A 21,967-nucleotide genomic window follows, 5' to 3' on the forward strand; every position below is an offset into this window, starting at 1 on the left:
CGGGCCGGTCCCGTTTCCCTGCTTCCCTCCAAGGAGCCCGCGATGTCCGAACGAGTTTGGGTCAAGACCACGCTGGACGGTCGTCCGGTCGAGGTGATCAACGGCTGGATCTGTCTCGCGGGCCAGCCCGAGACCGACGAGATCGTCGTGCTGGAGGAGCATCCCAACCGCCAGGCCATCCTGGAGGCCGTGCCCAAGGCCACCCACATGGCCGGCCGCCTGCCGCTGACGCTGGCCGAGGCCTCGGTGGCCCAGGCGGCGCTGCGCCGCCACCACGACCGCTTCGATGGCACACCGCTGGCGGTGTCCGAACGGCTGCGCCAGGCGGTCTGGAAGAAGGCCTGCGCCGAAGGCGTGGAGTGAGGGAGGCCCGGCCATGATCTTCGTGGTCGAACAACCCGAGTCCGCGCCGGCGAACTGCTGGTTCGCCTACGACGCCGACGACTTCCTGCGCAAGGTCTGCGCCCAGGACCCGCTGGAGCCCTGGGCCGTGCACGATGTCATCACCGCGCGCGAACTGCTGGACCTGAGCGAGCGCACGCCCGAGAGCGCCGATGCCCGCAGCGCCTGCCCCGCCGTCTGCGCCCTGGCCGACGCCCACGGCTGGGACACGCCGCTGTACCGGGCCGACCACCTGCTGGGCCTGGGCCAGTTGCGGCCCGAGCCGGTGACGCCGCTGGACGCCGGTCTGGCCGCGCTGCAGGCCCGCGGCGGCCAGTGGCGGGTCTATGGCCACGAGGACGTGGCCCTGGCGGCGGTGGACGCGCCGGACCCCCTGTTCGATGCCCCGGGCGGCTGGCGCGCCCGCTGGGCGCTGCGCGAGCAGCTGATCGCCGTCGAGGTGCTGGCCGACGACCACTGAGGCCGCCGGGGCTCAGGTTTTCCCCCGCTTGGCCGATAGGACGGAGAATCCCGCGAATCTGTCGGGAGGCGCGCGCGTCTGCTTTTGGCGGATGCCGGTTCCAGCTCCATCCTGTTTCGCATGTTCCGAGGTTTCCTGCTGTTCCTGTGCCTCGTGCTGTCCAGCCTGACCGCACAGGCGGAGCCGTTGGGCCGCTGGAACAGCTGGGATGACCGCCTGTTCCAGCGCATCGCCAACACCAATGGCGAACCCAACGACCTGGGCGTGATGACCATGGCCCAGGACGCCACCGGCTTTCTGTGGGTGGGCACCCAGCAGGGCCTGGTGCGCTGGGACGGCTATCGCCTGCGCACCTATTCCGCTGACCTGAATGCCCCGCACGGCCTGCCCGATGGCTTCATCCAGTCGCTGTGGGTGGGGGGGGACGGCACGCTCTGGGTGGGCACCGCGGCCCACGGGCTGGTGCGTTACCGGGCCAGCTCCGACGACTTCCAGTCGGTGGGCGGCGGGCCGGACGGGCTGCGCCATGTGGGGGTGAATGCGCTCGCGGGAGCGCCGGGCGGCAAGCTCTGGGTGGGCACCCAGGCCGGGCTGGACCGGCTGGATCCGGTCAGCGGCCATGCCGAGCCCACGCCGCTGGGGGGCAGCCTGAAAAGCCTGTCGGTGAACACCCTTCTGACCGACCGGGGCGGCCGCCTGTGGGTGGGCACCGGCCGGGGCCTCTTCCGGGGCCGTGCCGACGGCGGTGATCTCCAGGCCGTCGGCCTGCCCGGCGTGCCGGCCAGCGATTCCCGGATCAGTCACCTGATCGAGGACGGCCAGGGGCGCATCTGGGTGGCCGTGGACCACCACGGCCTGCTGGTGCTGGACCCGGTCAATGGCACGGTACGCCAGGTGGGCGGAACCGAGCTCAGCGGCCAGGGGTTGCGGGCCGAGAACATCCGCGCCCTGGTCGATCCCGGCCAGGGGCAGATCTGGGTCGGCACCCAGGCCCGCGGCCTGCTGCTGGTGGACGAGACCACGCTGGCCACCCGCAGCATCCACCGCAACGTGGGCAGCCCCTACGGCCTGGACAGCGACGGCATCTGGTCGATCTTCAAGGACCGGTCCGATGTGCTGTGGGTGGGCACGGCCCGCAGCCTGCTGCGCCACAACCTGCAGACCAGCTTCGTCCACACCATCCTGGGGGGCGATGGCCCGCGGGACACGCTGCGCAGCGAGGATGTGCCCTCCGTCAGCCCGATGCCCGATGGCCACATCTGGCTGGGCGTGGGCAGCGAAGGGGTGGACATCGTGGATCCCGCCCGCGGCGTGGTCGGGCGCATTCGCGCCGATGCGTCGCGTCCGCGCACCGCCCTGCCCAATGAGTGGGTGATGTCCGCCCTGCCGCTGCCCGGGGGCAAGGTGCTGATGGGCACCCGCAAGGGCCTGTACACCGCGACCCTGGCCGGCCAGCAGGTGCGCCGGCTGGAGGTGCCCGGGCGCCGCGCCACCGAGGATGCGGCCTACCTGGTGGACGGCTGGACCGGCTACTGGGTGGGAGGCAACGATGGCCTCTGGCGGCTCAGGCTGCCCGCCCGGGGGCCGGCGCGGGCCGACCCGCCCGATGCCCGCTTCCTGCTGAGCGACCAGCGCGTGCAGGCCATGACCCGGGGCTCGACCCACCACCTCTGGGTCGGCACCTCCAACGGGGTCAACCTGCTCAACGAGCTGACCGGCGACGTGCGGCGCCTGGGGGCCGGCGCCGCGGCACCGAACCCGGCGCTGGCCAGCGCCAACGTGATGTCCCTGCTGGTGGACCGGCGGGGCTGGCTGTGGGTGGCCACCGGCGGGACCGGCCTGTTCGTGGTCGAGGACCCGGAGGGGCCGGCCCCGCGCATCCGGAACCTGGGCGCCGCCCAGGGCCTGCCCAAGGACTTCGTCAACCAGGTGCTGCAGGACGACGGCGGCCAGATCTGGGCCAGCACCGACCAGGGCATCGTGCAGATCGATCCGTCCACCCTGGACGTGCGCAGCTACGGAGCCAAGGACGGGGTGGCGCTGGCCCTGTACTGGGGCGGCTCGGGTGGGCGCACCGCGCAGGGCGAACTGATCTTCGGCGGTCTGGGGGGCGTCAGCGTGGTGGTGCCCCAGGTGGTGGGCTGGCGGGCCTTCCAGGCGCCGGTGGTGGCCACCGAGGTGTGGGTGGGCGGCAAGGCCCAGCCGCTGGGCAACTTCAACCAGCCCGGGCACGCGGGGCAGCTTCGCCTGCCGCCGGGGGTGCACGATCTGGCGGTGGAGTTCGCCGCGCTGGACTTCCTGGCGCCGGCGGCCAACCGCTACGCCTACCGGCTGGACGGCTACGACGAAGACTGGGTCAACACCGACGCCAGCCGGCGCCGCGCGGCCTACACCAACCTGCCGCCGGGCGACTACCTGCTGGAGCTGCGGGCCTCCAATGCCGATGGGCTGTGGACCGAGCCACCGCTGGCCATCCGGGTGGAGGTGCAGCCGGCCTGGTACCAGCACACGCTGACACGGTTGCTGATGGGGCTGGCCGCCCTGCTGGCGCTGTGGGGCCTGATGCGGGTGCGCACCCTGTGGCTGACCCGCCGCCAGCATGAGCTGGAGCAGCTGGTGGCAGAACGCACCGCCGAATTGCAGCAGCGCACCGCCGAACTGCAGCTCAGCCAGGCCAAGCTGGCCGAGATGGCCTATTTCGACGCGCTCACCGGCCTGCCCAACCGGCGCATGCTGGCCGAGCACTTCGACCGCCTGGCCAGCGCGGTGCGGCGCGAAGGGCGGGGCGGCTTTGCCCTGCTGCTGCTGGACATGGACCGCTTCAAGCAGATCAACGACAGCCTGGGCCACGCCGCGGGCGATGCACTGCTGCAGGCCACCGCCGAGCGCCTGCGCCAGGCGGTGCGTGAAGTGGACACCGTGGCCCGCATCGGCGGCGACGAGTTCGCCATCCTGCTGTCCGGACTGAGTGAGCCCCATGCCATCGAGCCGGTGTGCCGGCGCATCGTCCAGGCCTTCGAGGCGCCGGTCATGTTCCATGGCCAGGCCATGCAAACCAGCCCCAGCTTCGGCGTGGCCTGCTACCCGGCCCAGGGCCGCACGCTGGACGCCCTGTCCCGCGAGGCCGACCGCGCGCTCTACGAGGCCAAGGACGGCGGGCGCAACACCTGGCGCTTCGCCACCACCGAATCGGGCACCTGAGCCCGGTCGTGCGGCCGCTGCCGTGCGCGTCACCGTCAAGTCCGTCGCCCCCCGCTCCGATACCGAAGGACCGGATGTCATTGAGAAGGACGATGAGATGAACGCGCTGAGTCGGATGAAGTTGAGCCGTCAGCTGGCCCTGGGGTACGGGATCGTGATCCTGCTGATGGTGCTGATGGCCGGCTTGACCCTGCGCCAGTTGCTGAAGGTGGAGGCCGACAGCCATGTGTTGCTGAGCGAGCAGGCCGAGCGCCTGGCCCTGGCCCAGGAATGGCGCGAGAACATCCTGGTGAACTCCCAGCGGGCCCTGGCCATCGGCGTCACCGCCGACGAGCGTCTGGCCGCCTTCTTCAAGGACGTGGTCACGGCCACGACCGTGCGCACCTCCGAGATCCAGAAGCGCTATGTCGAGATGGAGACCTCGCCCGAAGGTCAGCAGCTGCAGGCCCGGCTGGGCGAGGCGCGCAAGCGCTACCTGGCCGAGCGAGACGCGGTGATGAAGGCCCAGGGCGATGCCGATGCCCGGCTGGCCGCGGGCGAGAAGTTCCGTGACGTGACCAACGCCTACATTGCCGAGGCCACCGAGATGGTGAAGTTCCAGCAGGGCCGCAGTGCCGCATTGGGGCAGAAGATCGACGAAGAGCTGGTGGCCGCCCGCACCACCCTGTGGGGCGTGACGGCGGTGTGCGCGCTGCTGGCCGCGGCCCTGGGCTGGAGCCAGGCGCGCAGCATCACGGCGCCGCTGGCGCGCCTGCAGGACGCGGCGCAGAGCATCGCCCAGGGCGACCTGAGCCGCGAGGTGCCGACCCTGGCCGGCGATTCCGAAGCCGCCCGGCTGATGCACGACGTGGCGCAGATGCAGGCCGCGCTGCGCAACCTGGTCAGTCAGGCCCGCCAGGCCACCGACTCGATCGAGGTGGCCAGCCGCGAGGTGGCCGCCGGCAACACCGACCTGAGCGCCCGCACCGAGCAGGCCGCCTCCAGCCTGGAGGAAAGCGCCAGCTCGATGGAGGAGCTCACCGGCACCGTCAAGCACACGGCCGAGGCTGCGCAGACCGCCAACCGCCTGGCCGACGGCGCCGAAGCCGTGGCCCAGCAGGGCGGGGCGGTGATGCAGCAGGTGGTGGCCACCATGGATGGCATCCACCAGGCCAGCCAGAAGATCGCCGACATCATCGGCGTGATCGACGGCATCGCCTTCCAGACCAACATCCTGGCCCTGAACGCGGCGGTGGAGGCCGCCCGCGCCGGGGAGCAGGGCCGCGGCTTTGCCGTGGTGGCCGGCGAGGTGCGCAGCCTGGCCCAGCGCAGCGCCGAAGCGGCCAAGGAGATCAAGACCCTGATCGGCGCCAGCGTGGAGCAGGTGGGCAGTGGCGCGCGCCTGGTCGGCGAGGCCGGGCAGACCATCCGGCAGGTGGTGGACAGCGTGGCCCAGGTGCGCCAGATCGTCAGCGAGATTTCGGTGGCGGCCGGCGAGCAGAGCCGGGGCATTGCCGAGATGAACACCGCCGTGTCCCACCTGGACCAGATGACCCAGCAGAACGCGGCTCTGGTCGAACAGTCTGCCGCGGCCTCGGAAAGCCTGCGGCAGCAGGCCGGTCAGCTGGCGCAGGTCATCAGCGGCTTCCGCCTGCCGGCCTGAGATCCTGCCGCGCTCAGTGCGCGGTGGCCGGGTCGATCGGCTCGTAGCGCTGGCCCTGCAGCAGGGCGATGGGCGAGCGCCAGTAGATGTCGATGTTGTGCAGCGGGTCGGTCAGGATCTTGCTCATCCAGGCCAGGCCCCAGGCCGGGCTGCGCAGAAAGCACAGCTGCAGGGTGCGCAGCAGCACGCCACCGCTGCCCAGGGCCAGCCACAGCAGGCCCAGATCGTGCCAGTAGCCGCTCAGGCCGAGCACGCCGACGGTGCCCGTGCTGGGCGTGATCAGCCCGAACAGGTCGCGCCGGGCCCACAGCAGCAGCGGCAGCGCGAGCCACACGCCGATCAGGATGGCCTTGCGCCGCATGTTGTAGCCGGCCTTGAAGCCTTCCTTGGCGGCGTAGCTGCAGCCGTTGATGTCGTCGTAGCCCTTGGGCTCGAAGAAGATGTGGCCCGACTGGCGGCTGACCATGCCCACGCACCAGCCGACGATGGCGGCGGCGGCCGGGTCCACGAACAGCAGCCCGTAGGCCACCAGGAAGCTGAGGGCGCTGATCAGGTGCAGCGTCTGGTTGATGCGGCACTGGTGGTAGTAGCGGTGGTCGTCCCAGCGCAGGGTGCGCAGCTTGTCGAGGAAGGCGGGCACGGTGGGTGGCTCCATGAAGGTTGAAACCCCGCCAGCGTGACCACGCCGCGTGACGGTTCCGGGTCGCCTGCATGACGCGGCGATGGCAGTCCACCGGCTTCTGCGTCAGATCAAACGCCGTCGGCGGTGGCTGTGGGCTTTGTCGCAAAGCCGCCAAGCCTGTCGGGCCGGGGCGGATGCGCCAAGTGCCTGATCTGCCTCAGTTTCCTGGCCGGCCGGGGGCTGGCACCGAAGCTGCATGGACACAGGCACCGCACCACGCTCGCACTGCGCCAGGAGGCCCCCATGTCCGCGTCGCTCAAAGCCAAGATCGCCCAGGTCTTCGAGGAGCCCGGTTGCGACAAGAACCAGGGCAAGAGCGAGAAGGAGCGCAAGAAGGGCTGCACCAAGCAGCTCACGCCGGGTGCGGCGGCCGGTGGCTGTGCCTTCGACGGCGCCAAGATCGCGCTGCAGCCCATCGTCGACGTGGCCCACCTGGTGCACGGTCCCATCGCCTGCGAAGGCAACAGCTGGGACAACCGGCACAGCGCCTCCAGCGGCTCGCAGATCTACCGCACCGGCTTCACCACCGACATCAACGAGCTCGACGTGATCTACGGCGGCGAGAAGCGCCTGTTCAAGTCCATCCGCGAGATCGTCGAGAAGTACGACCCGCCGGCCGTCTTCGTCTACCAGACCTGCGTCACCGCGCTGATCGGCGACGACATCGAGGCCGTCTGCAAGCGCGCCACCGAGAAGTTCGGCAAGCCGGTCATCCCGGTCAACGCGCCGGGTTTTGCGGGCCCGAAGAACCTGGGCAACAAGCTCGGCGCCGAGAGCGTGCTGGACTACGTCATCGGTACCGAAGAACCGGCGACCACCACGCCCTACGACATCAACATCATCGGCGAGTACAACCTCTCGGGCGAGCTCTGGCAGATCAAGCCGCTGCTGGACGCGCTGGGCGTGCGCATCCTGTCCTGCATCTCGGGCGATGGCCGTTACCACGAGATCGCCACCGCGCACCGGGCCAAGGCCAACATGATGGTCTGCTCCAAGTCGATGATCAACATCGCCACGCGGATGCAGGAGCGCTACGGCATCCCGTACTTCGAGGGTTCGTTCTACGGCATCTCCGACATGAGCACCACGCTGCGCGAGATCGCGCGGCTGCTGGTGGAGCGCGGTGCCGACCCCGAGCTGAAGGACCGCACCGAGGCCCTGATCGCCGCCGAGGAGGCGCGGGCCTGGGAGCGCATCCGCGCCTACCGCGAGCGCCTGGCCGGCAAGAAGGTGCTCTTGATCACCGGCGGCGTGAAGAGCTGGTCGGTCGTCTCGGCGTTGCAGGAGGCCGGCCTGCAGGTGGTGGGCACCTCAGTGAAGAAGTCCACCAAGGAAGACAAGGACAAGATCAAGGAGATCATGGGCGACGACGCCCACATGATCGACGACATGACCCCGCGCCAGATGTACGCCATGCTGCGCGAGGCCAAGGCCGACATCATGCTCAGCGGCGGGCGCAGCCAATTCATCGCGCTCAAGGCCCGCATGCCCTGGATGGACATCAACCAGGAGCGCCACCACGCCTTCGCCGGCTACGAGGGCATGGTGACCATGGTGGCCGAGATCGAGAAGGCCCTGTTCAACCCGATGTGGGCGCAGGTGCGCACCCCGGCGCCCTGGGAACTGGAAGACCCGCTGCTGCGCGAGCAGGACGCGGCGCAGCTGGCCAGCGAGGCGGCGGCGGGCTGAGACCTTTGTTGCTGGTGGTGGGCTGTTGAAGGGGCCGCCTGCGCAGGGCAGTGGCGGGGGCGGCGGATGGGGCATGTCCCGCCCTCATGTCCCCCGCCCTCGGACGGTGTCCGAGGGCTCCTCCTTGACTTCGGGCGGAACACACCCCACCCGCCCGCCAGCCATCGGCGTGCCCTGCTGACCGGGTCAGTGCGACATGTGTGCCGGGGCGAGGGCGTCGGGCAGGGGCGCAGCGAAGTCAAGGAGGAGGTCCGGCCCCGGGGCCGGACCGGGGGACATGAGCGAAGCCCCTGCCTGGCGTCCTCGCCCTCGCGGACCGCTCCGCAGTCAGCCTCTTGGAACCAGAACCCGCCTCAGGCCGCGTGCAACACCGGCGCCGGTCCTGCCAGGCAGACCCGGTCGCGCCCTTCGCGCTTGGCCTGGTAGAGCGCCGCATCGGCGCGGCGCACCAGGTCCACCTCGGCCACATCGCTGGCGCGCAGCACCGCCACGCCGAAGCTGGCGGTCAGCGGCATCTTCAGCTGTTCCTGGGCCCGCAAGGCCAGCACCTCCCGCAGGCGTTCGCAGCTGCGCTGCACACCCTCGGCCGACGGCCCCAGCCAGATCAGCAGGAATTCCTCGCCGCCCCAGCGCCCCACGCTGTCATAGGGGCGCAGCTGCTCGCGCAGGGTTTCACCGGCCAGGGCCAGGGCCCGGTCACCGGCCTCGTGGCCCTGCAGGTCGTTGATGCGCTTGAAGTGGTCCAGGTCCATCATCGCGATGGCCAGGCCGCAGCCGGTGCGGCGGTGCTGTTCCCAGGCCGCCTCCAGCCGCTCCTCGATGGCGCGGCGGTTGAGCACGCCGGTCAGGTGGTCCACCCGGGCGCCTTCGCGCAAGCGGGTCAGCAGGCGGCCGACCAGCAGCACCAGGAAGGCGATGTTGAACACGCCCGACATCACCATGGTCAGGATGGCATTGGGCGTGCGCGCTGCGGCCCGCATGGCCTGCAGGTCGGCGTCGTCGAGCTCGGTGCGGCCCCACAGCGACAGCAGGCCCAGCAGGGCGGTGCTCCACAGCGGCGCCAGCAGCACCGTGCTGGTCCAGGCGCGGTGGCTGCGCCGCAGCGGCTTCCAGCTCAGCGCAGCGTAGGACAGCAGCATCAGCGACAGGCCCAGGCTGTAGGGCACGCCTTCCCAGCGCGACCGGAGCGCCGGCCCGCGGGCCAGCAGTTCCACGGCCGCGATGCCCAGGCCCATGGCCAGCAGCAGGAACAGCGCCCAGCGGTCATGGCGGGCCCGGCCGGAGACGAAGACGTCCAGCCCGCGCACGGCCGCCGCAAAGCCCAGCACCGAGGCCAGCAGGGCCGTCAGCGGCGGGGCCGTGCCGGCGCTCAGGGCGGGCAGGGCCAGGACCACCGAGCCGGCCTGCAGGGCGGCATAGGCCATCCAGTGCAGCATGGCCGGCCGCTCCTCGACGATCAGCCAGGCGGCCAGCGCCCAGCCCACGGCATAGAGCGCGAGCTGGATTCCGCACAGGGCTTCGATGGGCATGGTGGGTCTCGATGTCGGAGGTCACCCTGTTTTCGACCGGGTGGAGGGTCACTGAAGGCGCTGGGCCCCGGGGACAGGTGGACTTTGTCTCAAATCCGCCAATTCCCCTCCGTGCCCGGTCCCCTTCCGGCCCATCTTGGGCTGATTGAAGGGCAAGTCTTTGATTTTTCTCATTTTTGAAGGCTGGCACCAAACCTGCACTGCAGCGCCTGAACCCGCTTGTGCAGGAGTGCCCCCATGGCCCATGTCAGCGAATCCAAGAAGGCGTGCGCGGTCAATCCGCTGAAGATGAGCCAGCCCCTGGGCGCGAGCTACGCCTTCATGGGCCTGCAGAGTTGCATGCCCGTCATGCACGGCTCCCAGGGCTGCACCTCCTTCGGCCTGGTGCTGCTGGTGCGCCACTTCAAGGAGGCCATTCCGCTGCAGACCACGGCGATGAACGAGGTCACCACCATCCTGGGTGGCTACGAGAACATCGAGAAGGCCATCCTCAACATCCGCCAGCGGGCCAAGCCGCAGCTGATCGCCCTCTGCTCCACCGGGCTGACCGAGACCAAGGGCGACGATGTGGAGGCCTACATCGCGCTGGCCCGCCAGAAGCACCCCGAGCTGGCCGACACCGAGATCGCCTACGTCTCCACGCCCGATTACGTGGGCGCCTTCCAGGACGGCTGGGCCCATGCGGTGACGGCGCTGATGAAGCACCTGCCCGAAGCCGGCCGCCCCACCGTGGCCGGCCGCGTGGCGGTGCTGCCCGGCGCCCACCTGACCCCGGGCGACCTGGAAGAGCTGCGCGAAATCATCGAGTCCTTCGGCCTGACCCCGCTGATCGCGCCGGACGTCTCCGGCTCGCTGGACGGCCACATCCCGGACGACTGGCTGGGCACCACGCTGGGCGGCACCCCGCTGCCCGAGCTGAAGGCCCTGGGCACGGCCGAGCACTGCCTGGCCCTGGGCGAGCAGATGCGCGAGGCCGCCGAGACGCTGCAGGCGCGCTGCGGCGTGCCCTTCACCCTGTTCGACCGCCTGACCGGCCTGACCGCCACCGACGCGCTGATGCAGCGCCTGTCCGAGCTGTCCGGCCGGCCGGTGCCCGCCAAGTGGCGGCGCCAGCGCAGCCAGCTGGTCGACGCGATGCTGGACGGCCACTTCCACTTCGGCAACAAGCGGGTGGCCCTCGGCGCCGAGCCCGACCTGCTGTGGGACGCCGGCAGCTTCCTGGCCGAGATGGGCGTGGAGCTGTCGGTCTGCGTCACCACCACCCAGAGCCCGGTGCTGGCGCGCATGCCCGCCAACGAGGTGGTGATCGGTGACCTGGAAGACCTGGAGCTGGCGGCCAAGGCGGCCGGCTGCGATGTGCTGATCACCCACGCGCACGGCCGCCAGGCCTCGGAGCGCCTGGGCCTGCCGCTGTTCCGCCTGGGCATCCCGATGTTCGACCGCATCGGCAATGCCCACATCTGCCATGTCGGCTACCGCGGCACGCGCAACTTCGTCTACGAGCTGGGCAACCTGTTCATCGACCTGATCCACCCCCACCACGCCGACGACTGGCCGCTGCCGGCGCTGTCGCTGGCCGCCGCCCAGGGGCAGGTGGCTGCGGCCATGCCCGGCGTGGCCCATGTGCCGGCCCAGATTCCCCGCGCACGCCCCGCCGACGCGGCGGTGTGACCCCCCATTCCATCCACCCGAGGAGCCCGCGATGAAAGTGGCTTTCGCAACCCAGGACGAGCAGCGTGTCGACGCCCACTTCGGCTGGGCCAAGCACCTGGCGATCTACGACGTGACGCCCGAGGGCTTCAGCTTCGTGCAGACCTTCCACTTCGGCGAGGACCTGGCCGAGGACGGCAACGAAGACAAGCTCGCGCCCAAGCTGGACGCCATCCACGACTGCGCCATCCTCTACGTGGCCGCCATCGGCGGCAGCGGCGCGGCCCGCGTGGTGGCCCTGAAGATCCACCCGATCAAGGTGCCCCAGCCCGAACCCATCCTGGACATCCTGGAGAAGCTGCAGGAGGTGCTCAAGGGCACCCCGCCGCCCTGGCTGCGCAAGGCGCTGGTCAAGGGCCAGGAAGTGACCCACGACTTCGAGGAGTGAACCCATGAACGACGCTGTCGCCACCCCCGCCGCGGAGGTCTCCGACGAGGCCCTGCTGCAGCAGGACCCCTTCATCCGCGAGCTGATCAAGCAGCTGCGCGCCCAGGACACCCATGGCACCTGGGAAGGCAAGCCCGACCTCAAGCTGCTGGAGCCCTACATCCTGACCGCCGAGCAGCGCAAGGCGCTGCCGATGATGGGCGATCCGGACCCCGAGACCCTCTGGCGCCTGGACCTGTTCCACAACGCCATCGGCCTGTGCATCGAACGGGCCACCGGCTGCATGGTCAGCCCGATGATGAAGATGAGCCACGAGGGCTTCGGTCGCGCGGTGCTCACCACCGGCCGTCTGATCGTGGTGAACCGTTACCTGCGCGACGTGCACCGCTTCGGCTACGCCAGCCTGGCCAAGCTGGCCGAGGCCGGCAACAAGCTGGTGGCCGAAGGCGTCGGCATGGTCGAGAAGTACAAGGAGGTGGCCACCTATGGCTGACATCGACACCCTCAAGGCCGAGGTCAAGAAACTCAACGCCAAGGCCACCCAGGCCAAGATGGACCTGCACGACCTGTCCGAGGAGCTGCCCACCAACTGGGAAAAGATCCTCGAGGTGGCGCAGACCGCCCACGACGCCCACGCCAAGCTGATGGCCGCCCGCAAGGCGCTGGCCGACGCCACCCCCGCCTGAGCCGGAGCCCCACCATGTCCGCCTTTCAAGTCACCCTGCCCAGCGGCGCCGAATGGACGCCCACCTTCGTGCAGGAACTCAACGAAGACAAGTGCATCGGCTGCGGCCGCTGCTTCAAGGTCTGCCCCCGTGGCGTGCTGGAACTGGTCGGTCTGACCGAGGACGGCGAACGCATCCACGTCGATCTGGACGACGACGAGGACGAGGAATACGAGAAGAAGGTGATGACCATCGCGCACCAGGAGCTGTGCATCGGCTGCACCGCCTGCGCGAAGATCTGCCCCAAGAAGTGCTACACGCACGCCGCGGCCGAGGTCTGAGCCATGGCCCAGCCGGCACTGCGTACCGACTTCGCCGAGCGCCTGGCCCGCCGGGGCGATGAGGTGGAGGATGTGCGTGGCCTGCTGCTGGCCCATGCCGACCCGGCGGCCGGCCCGGCCGAGATGGCCTGGCTGGTGGCCCAGGCGGTGGCCGTGGCCTGCCTGGGCGACGACCACCTCTGGCAGGACCTGCGGCTGGCCCACCGCGGCGAGCTGGGCGCCCTGCTGCGCCACTGGTTCCCCTCGCTGGTGGCGCTGAACACCGGCGACATGAAGTGGAAGAAGTTCTTCTACCGTCAGCTCTGCCAGCAGGCGGAGATCCTGATCTGCAAGTCGCCCAGCTGCGCCGTGTGTTCGGACCACGCGCTGTGCTTCGAGTCTGCCGAGGACGCAGCCGCCTCTCCCCCGCTTCTGTCAGTGGACAGGGGTCGGAGCGTCCACCCCCACTGAGGAGCCTGGGTCTGCATTGGCCTGCCGTTTGCTTGTCCATCGTTATATACGTCAAAATACAACGCATGTGGCAAACCCTACAGACCCTGGACTGGGCTCCGTTCTGGCTCTCGCTGAAGGTGGCGGGCGTGGCGACGGCGCTGGCCTGGTGTTTCGGCGTGGGCCTGGGCTGGGTCTTCGCCCGCACCCGCCTGCCCGGGCGCGGCCTGCTCGAAGCCATCTGCATGTTGCCGCTGGTGCTGCCGCCCACGGTGATCGGCTACGCCATCCTGCTGGCCGCCGGCCGGCGCAGCGCGCTGGGCGGCTGGCTGCACGCGCACCTGGACTACTCCATCATCTTCAGCTGGCACGGGGCGGTGGTGGCCTCGGCCATCGTGGCCCTGCCGCTGGTGCTCAAGTCGGCCAGTGCGGCCTTCGGCCAGGTGGACCGCCAGCTGGAGGCCGCGGCCCGCACTTTGCGGCAGTCGTCCTGGTCGGTGTTCCTGCGTGTCACGTTGCCGCTGGCCGGGCCGGGCATCGTGGCCGGCACGCTGCTGGCCTTTGCCCGCGCCATGGGCGAGTTCGGGGCCTCGCTGATGGTGGCCGGCTCCATCCCGGGCAAGACCCAGACCCTGTCGATGGCCATTTACGACTCGGTGCAGGCCGGCGAGGACGACATCGCCCTGGCCCTGGTGCTGCTCACTTCGTTGCTGTCGGTGACGGTGCTGGGCCTGTCCAACTGGCTGCTGGCCCGCAAAACCTGAATGTCCTTTCCGCTTCCGGAGGTGTTGTCCATGTCCTTTCGTGAAACCGCCCTGCGCCGCCGCACCTGGGTCACCGCCGCCTGGGCGCTGACCCTGGGGTTGTCCAGCCTGGCCGCCTCGGCCCAGCAGCTGACCGTGTCGGCCGCGGCCAGCATGACCAATGTGCTCAAGGACCTGGGAGCCCGGTACGAGTCGGCTCATCCGGGCGTCAAGCTGCAATTCAACTTCGCCGCCTCGGGCGTGCTGCTGCAGCAGGTCAGCCAGGGCGCGCCGGTGGATCTCTTCATCAGTGCCGACGAGGCCACGGTGGACAAGGGCATCGGCCAGAAGCTGTTCGATGCCCCGTCCCGCAAGACCCTGGCCTCCAACGCCGTGGTGCTGATCCTGCCGGCCCAGGATCCCAAGCCGATCACCGGCCTGGCCGATCTGCACGGCAGCGGCGTCAAGCGCATCGCCGTGGGCAAGGTGGCCAGCGTGCCGGTGGGCCGCTACACCAAGGAGTCGCTGGAGTCGGTGCACCTGTGGGGCGCGCTGGAACCCAAGTTCGTCTTTGCCGACAGCGTGCGGCAGGTGCTGGACTACGTGGCGCGCGGCGAGGTGGATGCCGGCTTCGTCTATTCGACCGACGCGGCCATCATGCCGGACAAGGTCAAGGTGGTGATGACGGTGGGGGGGCACAAGCCGGTCACCTACCCGATGATCCTGGTCAGCGACGGCAAGCAGAAGGCCGCGACGGAGAAGTTCGCCGCCTACCTGCTCAGCCCGCCGGCCCAGAAGGTGCTGGCCGCCGCGGGCTTCGGCAAGCCCTGAGCTGGCCGCGCAGGACCGAAGCGGAGCGGTACCCGGCATGATCGACGTCGACCTGCAGCTGGCGGTGGCCGACCGCCGCCGGCATTTCGAGCTGGCGGTGCGCTTTGCCAGCGACGCGCCGGTGCTGGCGCTGTTCGGCCCCTCGGGCGCGGGCAAGTCGCTGACGCTGCAGGCCATCGCCGGGCTGATCAAGCCGCAGGGCGGGCATGTACGCATCGGTGGCCGAACGCTGTTCGACGCCCGGGCGCGCGTGGACCTGCCCGCCGCCCAGCGCCGCGTGGGCTATCTGTTCCAGGACTACGCGCTCTTTCCCCACCTGAGCGTGCAGGAGAACGTGGGCTTCGGGCTGACCAGCTGGCGACAGCGCCGGCTGCGCCCGGCCGATGCCCAGCGGGTGGCGGAGCTGCTGGAGACCTTTGGTCTGACCGGCCTGGCCCAGGCCCGGCCGGGCGCGCTCTCGGGCGGGCAGCGTCAGCGCGTGGCCCTGGCCCGCGCCCTGGCCTGCGAGCCCGAGCTGCTGCTGCTGGACGAACCCTTCGCCGCCCTGAACCCGCTGCTGCGCCAGAGCCTGCGCCAGGAGCTGGCCCTGGTGCGCGAGCGCTGGCGCATCCCAATGCTGCTGATCACCCACGACGTGGAGGACGTGCTGGCCCTGGCCGATGTGGCCTGCGTGCTGGAGCAGGGACGGGTGGTGCGCGAGGTGGACGTGCACCGGGGCATCGGCCGAGAGCTGCTGCACAGCGGCCTGGGCCTGCGGCCACCGCCGATGGAAGACGACCGCACCCGCGCCGTGCGCCAGCTGCTGGCGCAAGCGGGGGGCGGATGAGCCTTGCCCTGTACTCTGCGCTGAGCGGCCCCTGGGCGGGTGGCCTGGAGGATGAGCGCCTGCGCGCCCTGCTGCGCGAGGACGCCCCCCATGGCGACCTCAGCACCCGCGCCCTGGGCCTGACGGGGCGCGCGGCCCGGATCCGCTTCCAGGCCCGTGGCGCGGGCGTGGTGGCCGGCATCGAGGCCGCCACCCGCCTGCTGCAGCTCTGCGGCGTGGCCGCCCAGCCCGCCGTGGCCAGCGGCGCGCGGGTGGACGATGGCGCACTGCTGCTGGCCGGGCAAGGGCCGGCCGAGGGCGTGCTGCTGGGCTGGAAGGTGGCCCAGAACCTGGTGGAGGCGGCCAGCGGCATGGCCCGCGGCGCGGCTGCCATCGTGGCCGTCCTGCGTGCTGAAGGCCTGGACACGCCGCTCGCCTGCACCCGCAAGGCGCCGCCGGGGACCCACTGGTGGGCGGCCCAGGCCATCGAGGCCGGCGGCGCCGTGATGCACCGGCTGGGTCTGTCGGAGACGCTGCTCGTCTTCCCGGAGCACCTGGCCTTGCTGCCGGCGGAAGAGGTCGTCGCACGCCTGCAGGCCCTGCGGCGTCAGCAGCCGGAAAAGCGCCTGGTGGTGGAGACCGGCCGGGAGGACGACGCCCTCGCCTGGGCCAGGCTGGGCGTGGAGGTGCTGCAGCTCGAACGCTTCACCCCGGAGGCGGTGGCCCGGCTGCGCCAGGCGTTGCGGGCCGAGGGCCTGACCACCCGGCTGGCGCCGGCCGGTGGTGTGAACCGGAGCAACGCGCTGGCCTATGCCCGTGCCGGCGCCGATCTGCTGGTGAGCTCGGCACCGTACTTCGCGCCGCCGGCCGAGGTGCAGGTGCACATCTCCCCCTCGGACGGCGGCTGAGGCGGCGGGGCGCAGGCTCGCCGCCGGGCCTCAGGCGTCCTTCACGCCCAGCAGCACCGAGCCGGCCTTGAAGAGAGCCGTGACCGGCAGACCCGGCGCCAAGGCCAGTTCGTCCACCGCGCCGTGGGTGATGATGGCCGAAATCTCGGCGCCGCCGGCCAGGCGCACCTGGACCGATGCGTTCACCGCGCCCCGCTGGACCTGGGACACCGTGCCCGCCAGCTGGTTGCGGGCACTGAAGCGCCAGCCGGCCGTGTCGGTGACCAGCAGCACCAGCGGCGCCTTCACAAAGGCCATCACAGACAGACCAGGGCGCAGACCCAGGCTGTGGACGCTGCCTTCGGTGATGGCGGCCACCAGGGTCTCGCCGGTGGGCAGCACGATGTCGACCTCGGCACTGACCGGGCCTTCCTTGATGGCCACGACCTGGCCTTCGAACACGTTGCGGGCACTGATTTTCATGGGGGTGATCTCCGTGGATGGAACGGGGTGTCAGAGAGGTGGCAGGGGGCTGTGGCTGCGGTGCGGGCCTTCCCGCACCAACCGGGGGTGGCAGCTTTCCAGCCGGTCCATGCGGTCCAGCAGCGTCAGCCACTGGCCGTCGGACAGCCGCCAGGCGATGCGCCGTTCGCGCAGCACCGCCACTTCCAGCGGGAACTCGTCGATGTCGAAGCAGTCCTCGGTGACGGTGTGGGTGTGGCGCAGGTAGCAGCGCTGTCCCTGCGCATCCAGCCCCAGCACCATGCGGGCATGGGCCGGCCCGTCCTCGTGGCTCTCGTAGCGCACCGGAGGCACCACCTGCGACGCGAAGGCTGGCGGCAGCTCGTCCAGCCAGGCCAGGGGGTCGATGGCGGCTTCAGCCATGGTGCGGTCCCCGGGCGGGTTGCAACCGGCCGGCGTCCAGATCGACTTGCACGGCCTGCCCCACCAGGGGGCGCCAGCGCGCGGCCTCGCGGGCCGTCAGCGGCAGGCGCAGGAACTGCCAGCCGGCCAGGGCCAGCACCGCTTCGGCACCGTCCGGCCGGGCGTGGACGCCGCGCAGACAGGCGAGCTGCAGACGTGGAAGGGAACTGACCTGGGGCATGACGGCCTCCTTGTCGCGTTATATACAAAAAGCCATAGCGAGGCGATTCATGCAATGGCCGTGCCAGAGATCCGGGCGCTGCGGAGCCATCCAAAACGTCTTGGCGGCGCTCCGATGGGTTCCTGATGGGTTCCTGATGCGGGGCCCGCTATCGTTGCGCCCATGCGCGCATCGTCTGTCACCGCCTCCGACGCCCCTGTGGAATCCGGCTCGCCGTGGCGAAGCTGGCGTCTTGTCGCGGCCCTGGGCCTGTGGGCCGGTGGCTGGGGCGCGCTCATGCTGGGCAGCGGGCGGCTGGACCTGGCCAACCAGGCGTTGATCCTGCTGGCCTGTGGTGCCTTGGCGGCCGTCTGGCTGCCGGTGGGTCTGAGCATCGCGCTGGGCGGGTTGGGCACCCTGCTGTTCAACTGGGTCTTCGTGCCACCCCGGGGCACCTTCCAGGTGGACGGGGCCCAGAACCTGGGCCTGCTGCTGGGCATGCTGCTCATCCACACCGAAGTGGCCCTGCTGCTCGGGGCACAGCGCCGCGAGGCGGCCCGCGCCCGCCGCCACGCCCGCGAGGCCGAAGCCTTGCGCCGCTGGAGCGAGCGCCTGCGCGAGGGCGGCGAACCCCTGTCCCTGCTGCCGGAGCTGGCCGAGCAGCTGCGGCTGGCCAGCGGGGCCGCTGTGGCCCTGCGGGCCTGGCCGGGTGCCCCCCGGGACCGGCTGGCAGAGGTGGCCGAGGGCGGATGGATCAGCACGGGGACGCCCGCCGACGACGAAGCCCGCGCCGCCCTGAACCATGTGCTGGTGGCCGGCCAGCCGATGGGGCCTGGCACCGGCTACCACGAGGGCCTGGGCTTCTGGGTGCTGCCCTTGCGCGGCACCCGCCAGGCCTGGGGCGCGGCGGCCCTGCAAGGCGATGCGGTGCAGGCCAACGCCCAGGCGCTGCGCCTGCACCTGCAGGCCCTGTGCGACCTGTGGGGCGCGGCGCGCCAGCGGGCCCAGGCGGCGGCCGACGAGCAGGCCGCCCGGCTGCGCGAGCAGGCCCAGGGGCTGCGCAACGCCCTGCTGGCCGCGGTCTCGCACGATCACCGCACCCCGCTGGCCACCATCCTGGCCGCGGCTTCGTCCTTGGAGGCGCAGGGCGAACGCATGGCCCCGGCGCAGCGCCAGCGCCTGGCCCGCACCATCATCGAGGAGACGGAGCAGCTGCGCCGCCTGACCGACAACACCCTGCAGCTGGCCCGCCTGGAGGTGCCCGGCCTGCAGCTGAAGCTGGACTGGGAATCCCCGGAAGAGGTGGTGGGGGCAGCGCTGCACCGGCTGCGCCGGCGCCTGCCGGACGCCCGGGTGAGTGGTCGCGCCGAGCCCGATCTGCCCCTGCTGCACTGTGACGCGCTGCTGCTGGCGCAGCTGCTCGACAACCTGCTGGACAACGCCCTGCGCCACAGCCCGCCCGAGGCCCTCATCGAGGTGCTGGCACGGCGGCAGGACGGGCAGATCGTGCTGGCCGTGCGCGACCGAGGCCCCGGCGTGCCGGCCGCCTGGCGCGACAAGGTCTTCGAGCCCTTCCAGCGGGGGCCGGCGGAGGGTGCCCCGCAGGGGCAGCGCGCCGGTGCCGGCCTGGGCTTGGCCGTCTGCCGCGCCATTGCCCGGGCGCATGGCGGCGAGATGCGGGTGCGGCCCCGCGCCCACGGCGGCAGCGCCTTCGAGTGCTGGCTGCCGGTGCAGCCGCAGCCGGCTGGGCCGGAGCCCGTGGCCACGAACGAGAGCGGAGGCCCGGCATGAGCCGCCGCGTGCTGTTGGTGGAGGACGACCGCGAGCTGCGCAGCACCTGGCAGGCCGCGCTGGCGCTGGAGGGCTTCGCGGTACGCACCGCGGCCAGCCTGGCCGAGGCCCAGGCCCTGTGGCGCCATGCCGGCGAGGCGCTGCCCGAGCTGGTCATCCTGGACCTGGGCCTGCCCGACGGCGAGGGCGAGGACTTCCTGGCCCTGGTGCGCCGCCAGGGCCAGGTGCCGGTGCTCATCGTCTCGGCGCGGCAGGCCGATGCCCACAAGATCCGCCTGCTGGACGCCGGGGCGGACGACTACCTGGTCAAGCCCTTCAGCGTGGGCGAGCTGCTGGCCCGCATGCGGGTGGCCTGGCGCCACCGCGGCACCACGGTGAACCCCGCGGCCCTGCACTACCGGCATGGCGAGGTCTGCATCGACCTGGCCCAGCGGCTGGTGACCCGGGCCGGCGAGCCGGTGCGGCTCACGCCCACCGAGTTCGGCCTGCTGGCCCGGCTGGTGCGCAGCGCCGGCCAGGTCGTGACCCACCGGCAGCTGCTGGCCGATGTGTGGGGCCCCGAGGCGGTGGAGCAGACCCAGTACCTGCGCCTGTACATGGGCCAGTTGCGTGCCAAGCTGGAGGCTCAGCCCTCGGCCCCGTGCTGGCTGCTGACCGAGCCCGGCGTGGGCTACCGTTTGGCCGATCCGGCAGATCCTGCCGAGCCGGCCGAGGACGAGGCCGCCGGCTGAGGGTCGGACGCCGCTTATGCGTTCCTGATGCCGGCTGGGACACACTGCCGGCATGAGTTCCGATCCACGATCCTCCTCCGGCGCGCCCGCGGCGCACGGCCCGCTGGGCGCTCTGGTGCTGGGCGCCATCGGTGTCGTCTACGGCGACATCGGCACCAGCCCGCTCTACACCATGGCCGAGGTGTTCTCGCCGGCCAACGGCGTGCCGCTGACGGCCGAGGCCGTGACCGGCGCGGTGTCCACCCTGTTCTGGGCCCTGATGTTCGTCGTCACCCTCAAGTACGTGGTGCTGGTGCTGCGGGCCGACAACCGGGGCGAGGGCGGCATCCTGGCCCTGACCGCGCTGGCGGCCCAGGTGGCCGGCGGCCGGCCGGGGCGGCGTGCGGCCCTGCTGATGCTGGGCGTGTTCGGCGCCACGCTGTTCTACGGCGACAGCGTGATCACCCCCGCCATCTCGGTGCTGGGCGCGGTGGAAGGCCTGGCCGTCATCGCTCCCGGGCTGTCCCATGCGGTGCTGCCGCTGTCGCTGGTGGTGCTGGTGGGCCTGTTTGCCATGCAGCGCCATGGCACGGCCGCGGTGGGCCGGCTGTTCGGGCCGGTCATCGTGCTGTGGTTCCTGACGCTGGCGGGCACCGGCCTGTGGCAGATCCTGCGCGAGCCGGCCATCCTGGCCGCGCTCAACCCGCTGCATGCGGCGCGCTTCCTGGTCGAACGCGGCTGGCATGTGTTCGCCGCGCTGGGGGCCATCGTGCTGGCCCTGACCGGTGCCGAGGCCCTGTACGCCGACATGGGCCACTTCGGCCGCCGCCCCATCCAGCTGGCCTGGACCGGCCTGGTGCTGCCGGCCCTGGCCCTGAACTACCTGGGCCAGGGCGCCTTGCTGCTTCGCGACCCGGCAGCCCTGGCCAACCCCTTCTTCCACATGTTCCCGCAGGCCTGGCAACCGGCGGCGGTGGTGCTGGCCACGCTGGCGGCCATCATCGCCTCGCAGGCGGTCATCTCCGGTGCCTTTTCGATGACCCGGCAGTCGATGCTGATGGGCTTTCTGCCGCGCATGGCGGTGCGCCACACCTCGGCCCGCGAGCAGGGCCAGATCTACCTGCCGCTGGTGAACTGGGCCTTGCTGGTGGGCGTTCTGGCGGCGGTGCTGTCCTTCCGCAGCTCGGCCGCGCTGGCCGGGGCCTATGGTGTGGCCGTCACGCTGACCATGCTGATCACCACGGTGCTGGCCTATGTGGTGGTGCGCCGGGCCTGGGGGCTGCCGGCCTGGGTGGTGGGGCCGGCCACGGCCCTGTTCCTGGTGGTGGACGGGGCGCTGTTCGCCGGCTGCGCGATCAAGTTCGTCGACGGCGGCTGGTTCCCGCTGGCCATGGCCGCGCTGTTCTTCACCCTGATGAGCACCTGGCGCCACGGTCGGGCGCTGGTGCTGGAGGCTATCCGCCGCGACGGCCTGGAGCTGGCGCCCTTTGTGCAGGAACTGGCCGCCAGCAGCACCCCGCGGGCCAGCCGGGTGGCCGTCTACGCGGTGGCCGACCCGAGCACCGTGCCGCAGGCCCTGCTGCACAACCTCAAGCACAACCAGGTGCTGCACGAGCGCAACGTCATCCTGAACGTGCGCTTTGCCGACCAGCCCTGGGTGGACCCGGCGCAGCGCGCCGAGGTGGAGGCACTGGCGCCCGGCTTCTGGCGGGTGCGGCTGCTGTTCGGCTTCATGGAGACGCCGGACGTGCCGCATGCCCTGGCGGCCTGCGCGGCCCAGGGCCTGGACGTGCCGCTGTTCGACACCAGCTACTTCCTGAGCCGCGAGACGGTGGTGCCCACGCCGGGCGAGGGCATGGTGGCCTGGCGCGAGCGCCTGTTCGCCGCGATGAGCCGCAATGCCGGCAACGCGGCCGGCTTCTTCCAGCTGCCCGACAACGCGGTGGTGGAGCTGGGCACCCGGGTGCAGATCTGAGCG

At 71.1% G+C, this 21,967-nt stretch carries 23 protein-coding genes; 18 read left to right on the forward strand and 5 right to left on the reverse strand.

Annotated features, from left to right (window positions below):
- The first annotated feature begins 42 nt into the window (after positions 1–42).
- The 4 genes from LRM40_RS03705 (at position 43) to LRM40_RS21435 (ending at position 5,705) form a co-directional block, all read left to right on the forward strand.
- Entirely contained in the window at positions 43–363 is a 321-nt protein-coding gene (locus LRM40_RS03705) for a hypothetical protein (RefSeq protein ID WP_151122660.1), read from the forward strand.
- Between the two features lie 13 nt (positions 364–376).
- Positions 377–862 carry a hypothetical protein gene (locus tag LRM40_RS03710; RefSeq protein WP_151122662.1) on the forward strand — a complete coding sequence of 162 codons (486 nt, stop codon included), beginning with the start codon at positions 377–379 and terminating at the stop codon, positions 860–862.
- Between the two features lie 120 nt (positions 863–982).
- Positions 983–4,063 (forward strand): ligand-binding sensor domain-containing diguanylate cyclase, encoded by a 3,081-nt coding sequence (locus LRM40_RS03715; RefSeq protein ID WP_151122664.1) that lies wholly within the window; start codon positions 983–985, stop codon positions 4,061–4,063.
- A 97-nt stretch (positions 4,064–4,160) separates the two neighbouring features.
- Complete coding sequence (locus tag LRM40_RS21435; protein WP_151122665.1) at positions 4,161–5,705, forward strand: methyl-accepting chemotaxis protein; 1,545 nt, start codon at positions 4,161–4,163, stop codon at positions 5,703–5,705.
- Between the two features lie 13 nt (positions 5,706–5,718).
- Here LRM40_RS21435 and LRM40_RS03730 read toward each other — a convergent pair whose 3' ends face one another.
- Complete coding sequence (locus LRM40_RS03730; protein WP_231067710.1) at positions 5,719–6,360, reverse strand: hypothetical protein; 642 nt, start codon at positions 6,358–6,360, stop codon at positions 5,719–5,721.
- Between the two features lie 270 nt (positions 6,361–6,630).
- Here LRM40_RS03730 and nifE point away from each other — a divergent pair, with 270 nt between their 5' ends.
- Positions 6,631–8,076 carry a nitrogenase iron-molybdenum cofactor biosynthesis protein NifE gene (nifE, locus tag LRM40_RS03735; protein WP_151122669.1) on the forward strand — a complete coding sequence of 482 codons (1,446 nt, stop codon included), beginning with the start codon at positions 6,631–6,633 and terminating at the stop codon, positions 8,074–8,076.
- A gap of 353 nt (positions 8,077–8,429) precedes the next feature.
- Here nifE and LRM40_RS03740 read toward each other — a convergent pair whose 3' ends face one another.
- Positions 8,430–9,605 (reverse strand): GGDEF domain-containing protein, encoded by a 1,176-nt coding sequence (locus LRM40_RS03740; protein ID WP_151122671.1) that lies wholly within the window; start codon positions 9,603–9,605, stop codon positions 8,430–8,432.
- A gap of 237 nt (positions 9,606–9,842) precedes the next feature.
- Here LRM40_RS03740 and nifN point away from each other — a divergent pair, with 237 nt between their 5' ends.
- The 10 genes from nifN to modD all read left to right on the forward strand — a co-directional run bounded on the left by nifN (position 9,843) and on the right by modD (position 16,425).
- Positions 9,843–11,276: a nitrogenase iron-molybdenum cofactor biosynthesis protein NifN gene (gene nifN, locus LRM40_RS03745; RefSeq protein WP_151122673.1), complete on the forward strand. Its 1,434-nt coding sequence runs from the start codon at positions 9,843–9,845 to the stop codon at positions 11,274–11,276.
- Positions 11,277–11,307: 31 nt separating this feature from the next.
- Positions 11,308–11,703 carry a nitrogen fixation protein NifX gene (gene nifX, locus LRM40_RS03750; RefSeq protein ID WP_022982480.1) on the forward strand — a complete coding sequence of 132 codons (396 nt, stop codon included), beginning with the start codon at positions 11,308–11,310 and terminating at the stop codon, positions 11,701–11,703.
- Positions 11,704–11,707: 4 nt separating this feature from the next.
- Positions 11,708–12,196 carry a NifX-associated nitrogen fixation protein gene (locus tag LRM40_RS03755; RefSeq protein WP_151122675.1) on the forward strand — a complete coding sequence of 163 codons (489 nt, stop codon included), beginning with the start codon at positions 11,708–11,710 and terminating at the stop codon, positions 12,194–12,196.
- Entirely contained in the window at positions 12,189–12,389 is a 201-nt protein-coding gene (locus LRM40_RS03760; RefSeq protein WP_022982478.1) for a CCE_0567 family metalloprotein, read from the forward strand. Before LRM40_RS03755 ends, LRM40_RS03760 begins: the two co-directional genes overlap by 8 nt.
- Positions 12,390–12,403: 14 nt before the next feature.
- Complete coding sequence (gene fdxB / locus LRM40_RS03765; RefSeq protein ID WP_151122677.1) at positions 12,404–12,709, forward strand: ferredoxin III, nif-specific; 306 nt, start codon at positions 12,404–12,406, stop codon at positions 12,707–12,709.
- Positions 12,710–12,712: 3 nt separating this feature from the next.
- Entirely contained in the window at positions 12,713–13,159 is a 447-nt protein-coding gene (locus LRM40_RS03770; protein WP_151122679.1) for a nitrogen fixation protein NifQ, read from the forward strand.
- 65 nt (positions 13,160–13,224) lie between these two features.
- Positions 13,225–13,902, forward strand: coding sequence for a molybdate ABC transporter permease subunit (gene modB / locus LRM40_RS03775; RefSeq protein WP_151122681.1), 678 nt, complete (start codon positions 13,225–13,227; stop codon positions 13,900–13,902).
- 30 nt (positions 13,903–13,932) lie between these two features.
- A complete protein-coding gene (gene modA / locus LRM40_RS03780) occupies positions 13,933–14,712 on the forward strand; it encodes a molybdate ABC transporter substrate-binding protein (protein WP_151122682.1) in 780 nt (259 codons plus the stop codon).
- A gap of 37 nt (positions 14,713–14,749) precedes the next feature.
- Positions 14,750–15,538 carry an ABC transporter ATP-binding protein gene (locus LRM40_RS03785; RefSeq protein WP_151122684.1) on the forward strand — a complete coding sequence of 263 codons (789 nt, stop codon included), beginning with the start codon at positions 14,750–14,752 and terminating at the stop codon, positions 15,536–15,538.
- A complete protein-coding gene (gene modD, locus LRM40_RS03790) occupies positions 15,535–16,425 on the forward strand; it encodes a ModD protein (RefSeq protein ID WP_151122686.1) in 891 nt (296 codons plus the stop codon). Before LRM40_RS03785 ends, modD begins: the two co-directional genes overlap by 4 nt.
- Before the next feature lie 30 nt (positions 16,426–16,455).
- Here modD and LRM40_RS03795 read toward each other — a convergent pair whose 3' ends face one another.
- The 3 genes from LRM40_RS03795 to LRM40_RS03805 are packed head-to-tail and all read right to left on the reverse strand — an operon-like array spanning position 16,456 to position 17,509.
- Positions 16,456–16,887 carry a TOBE domain-containing protein gene (locus LRM40_RS03795; protein WP_151122687.1) on the reverse strand — a complete coding sequence of 144 codons (432 nt, stop codon included), beginning with the start codon at positions 16,885–16,887 and terminating at the stop codon, positions 16,456–16,458.
- Between the two features lie 30 nt (positions 16,888–16,917).
- Positions 16,918–17,289 carry a hypothetical protein gene (locus tag LRM40_RS03800; protein ID WP_151122689.1) on the reverse strand — a complete coding sequence of 124 codons (372 nt, stop codon included), beginning with the start codon at positions 17,287–17,289 and terminating at the stop codon, positions 16,918–16,920.
- Positions 17,282–17,509 (reverse strand): hypothetical protein, encoded by a 228-nt coding sequence (locus LRM40_RS03805; RefSeq protein WP_151122691.1) that lies wholly within the window; start codon positions 17,507–17,509, stop codon positions 17,282–17,284. The genes LRM40_RS03800 and LRM40_RS03805 overlap by 8 nt, the downstream gene beginning before the upstream one ends.
- A 162-nt stretch (positions 17,510–17,671) precedes the next feature.
- Here LRM40_RS03805 and LRM40_RS21440 point away from each other — a divergent pair, with 162 nt between their 5' ends.
- Genes LRM40_RS21440 through LRM40_RS03825 form a run of 3 tightly spaced genes read left to right on the forward strand, consistent with a single transcriptional unit; the run spans position 17,672 to position 21,964 of the window.
- Positions 17,672–19,279: a sensor histidine kinase gene (locus LRM40_RS21440; protein WP_151122693.1), complete on the forward strand. Its 1,608-nt coding sequence runs from the start codon at positions 17,672–17,674 to the stop codon at positions 19,277–19,279.
- Positions 19,276–20,010 (forward strand): response regulator, encoded by a 735-nt coding sequence (locus LRM40_RS03820; protein ID WP_151122695.1) that lies wholly within the window; start codon positions 19,276–19,278, stop codon positions 20,008–20,010. Before LRM40_RS21440 ends, LRM40_RS03820 begins: the two co-directional genes overlap by 4 nt.
- 52 nt (positions 20,011–20,062) lie before the next feature.
- On the forward strand, positions 20,063–21,964 hold the full coding sequence (locus LRM40_RS03825) for a potassium transporter Kup (protein ID WP_151122697.1): 1,902 nt from the start codon (positions 20,063–20,065) through the stop codon (positions 21,962–21,964).
- Positions 21,965–21,967 lie beyond the last annotated feature (3 nt).

The organism is Ideonella dechloratans (assembly GCF_021049305.1).
Taxonomy (GTDB): Bacteria; Pseudomonadota; Gammaproteobacteria; order Burkholderiales; family Burkholderiaceae_C; genus Ideonella; species Ideonella dechloratans.

Bases quoted from the DNA above. Each gene is read 5' to 3' on its own strand.
- LRM40_RS03730 (WP_231067710.1), bottom strand. From the start codon at position 6,360: ATGGAGCCACCCACCGTGCCCGCCTTCCTCGACAAGCTGCGCACCCTG.
- LRM40_RS03715 (WP_151122664.1), top strand. From the start codon at position 983: ATGTTCCGAGGTTTCCTGCTGTTCCTGTGCCTCGTGCTGTCCAGCCTG.
- LRM40_RS03795 (WP_151122687.1), bottom strand. From the start codon at position 16,887: ATGAAAATCAGTGCCCGCAACGTGTTCGAAGGCCAGGTCGTGGCCATC.
- LRM40_RS03705 (WP_151122660.1), top strand. From the start codon at position 43: ATGTCCGAACGAGTTTGGGTCAAGACCACGCTGGACGGTCGTCCGGTC.
- LRM40_RS21440 (WP_151122693.1), top strand. From the start codon at position 17,672: ATGCGCGCATCGTCTGTCACCGCCTCCGACGCCCCTGTGGAATCCGGC.
- LRM40_RS21435 (WP_151122665.1), top strand. From the start codon at position 4,161: ATGAACGCGCTGAGTCGGATGAAGTTGAGCCGTCAGCTGGCCCTGGGG.
- nifE (WP_151122669.1), top strand. From the start codon at position 6,631: ATGTCCGCGTCGCTCAAAGCCAAGATCGCCCAGGTCTTCGAGGAGCCC.
- modB (WP_151122681.1), top strand. From the start codon at position 13,225: ATGTGGCAAACCCTACAGACCCTGGACTGGGCTCCGTTCTGGCTCTCG.
- nifX (WP_022982480.1), top strand. From the start codon at position 11,308: ATGAAAGTGGCTTTCGCAACCCAGGACGAGCAGCGTGTCGACGCCCAC.
- fdxB (WP_151122677.1), top strand. From the start codon at position 12,404: ATGTCCGCCTTTCAAGTCACCCTGCCCAGCGGCGCCGAATGGACGCCC.
- modD (WP_151122686.1), top strand. From the start codon at position 15,535: ATGAGCCTTGCCCTGTACTCTGCGCTGAGCGGCCCCTGGGCGGGTGGC.
- LRM40_RS03710 (WP_151122662.1), top strand. From the start codon at position 377: ATGATCTTCGTGGTCGAACAACCCGAGTCCGCGCCGGCGAACTGCTGG.
- LRM40_RS03770 (WP_151122679.1), top strand. From the start codon at position 12,713: ATGGCCCAGCCGGCACTGCGTACCGACTTCGCCGAGCGCCTGGCCCGC.
- LRM40_RS03805 (WP_151122691.1), bottom strand. From the start codon at position 17,509: ATGCCCCAGGTCAGTTCCCTTCCACGTCTGCAGCTCGCCTGTCTGCGC.
- LRM40_RS03825 (WP_151122697.1), top strand. From the start codon at position 20,063: ATGAGTTCCGATCCACGATCCTCCTCCGGCGCGCCCGCGGCGCACGGC.
- LRM40_RS03800 (WP_151122689.1), bottom strand. From the start codon at position 17,289: ATGGCTGAAGCCGCCATCGACCCCCTGGCCTGGCTGGACGAGCTGCCG.
- LRM40_RS03820 (WP_151122695.1), top strand. From the start codon at position 19,276: ATGAGCCGCCGCGTGCTGTTGGTGGAGGACGACCGCGAGCTGCGCAGC.
- LRM40_RS03760 (WP_022982478.1), top strand. From the start codon at position 12,189: ATGGCTGACATCGACACCCTCAAGGCCGAGGTCAAGAAACTCAACGCC.
- LRM40_RS03755 (WP_151122675.1), top strand. From the start codon at position 11,708: ATGAACGACGCTGTCGCCACCCCCGCCGCGGAGGTCTCCGACGAGGCC.
- nifN (WP_151122673.1), top strand. From the start codon at position 9,843: ATGGCCCATGTCAGCGAATCCAAGAAGGCGTGCGCGGTCAATCCGCTG.
- LRM40_RS03785 (WP_151122684.1), top strand. From the start codon at position 14,750: ATGATCGACGTCGACCTGCAGCTGGCGGTGGCCGACCGCCGCCGGCAT.
- LRM40_RS03740 (WP_151122671.1), bottom strand. From the start codon at position 9,605: ATGCCCATCGAAGCCCTGTGCGGAATCCAGCTCGCGCTCTATGCCGTG.
- modA (WP_151122682.1), top strand. From the start codon at position 13,933: ATGTCCTTTCGTGAAACCGCCCTGCGCCGCCGCACCTGGGTCACCGCC.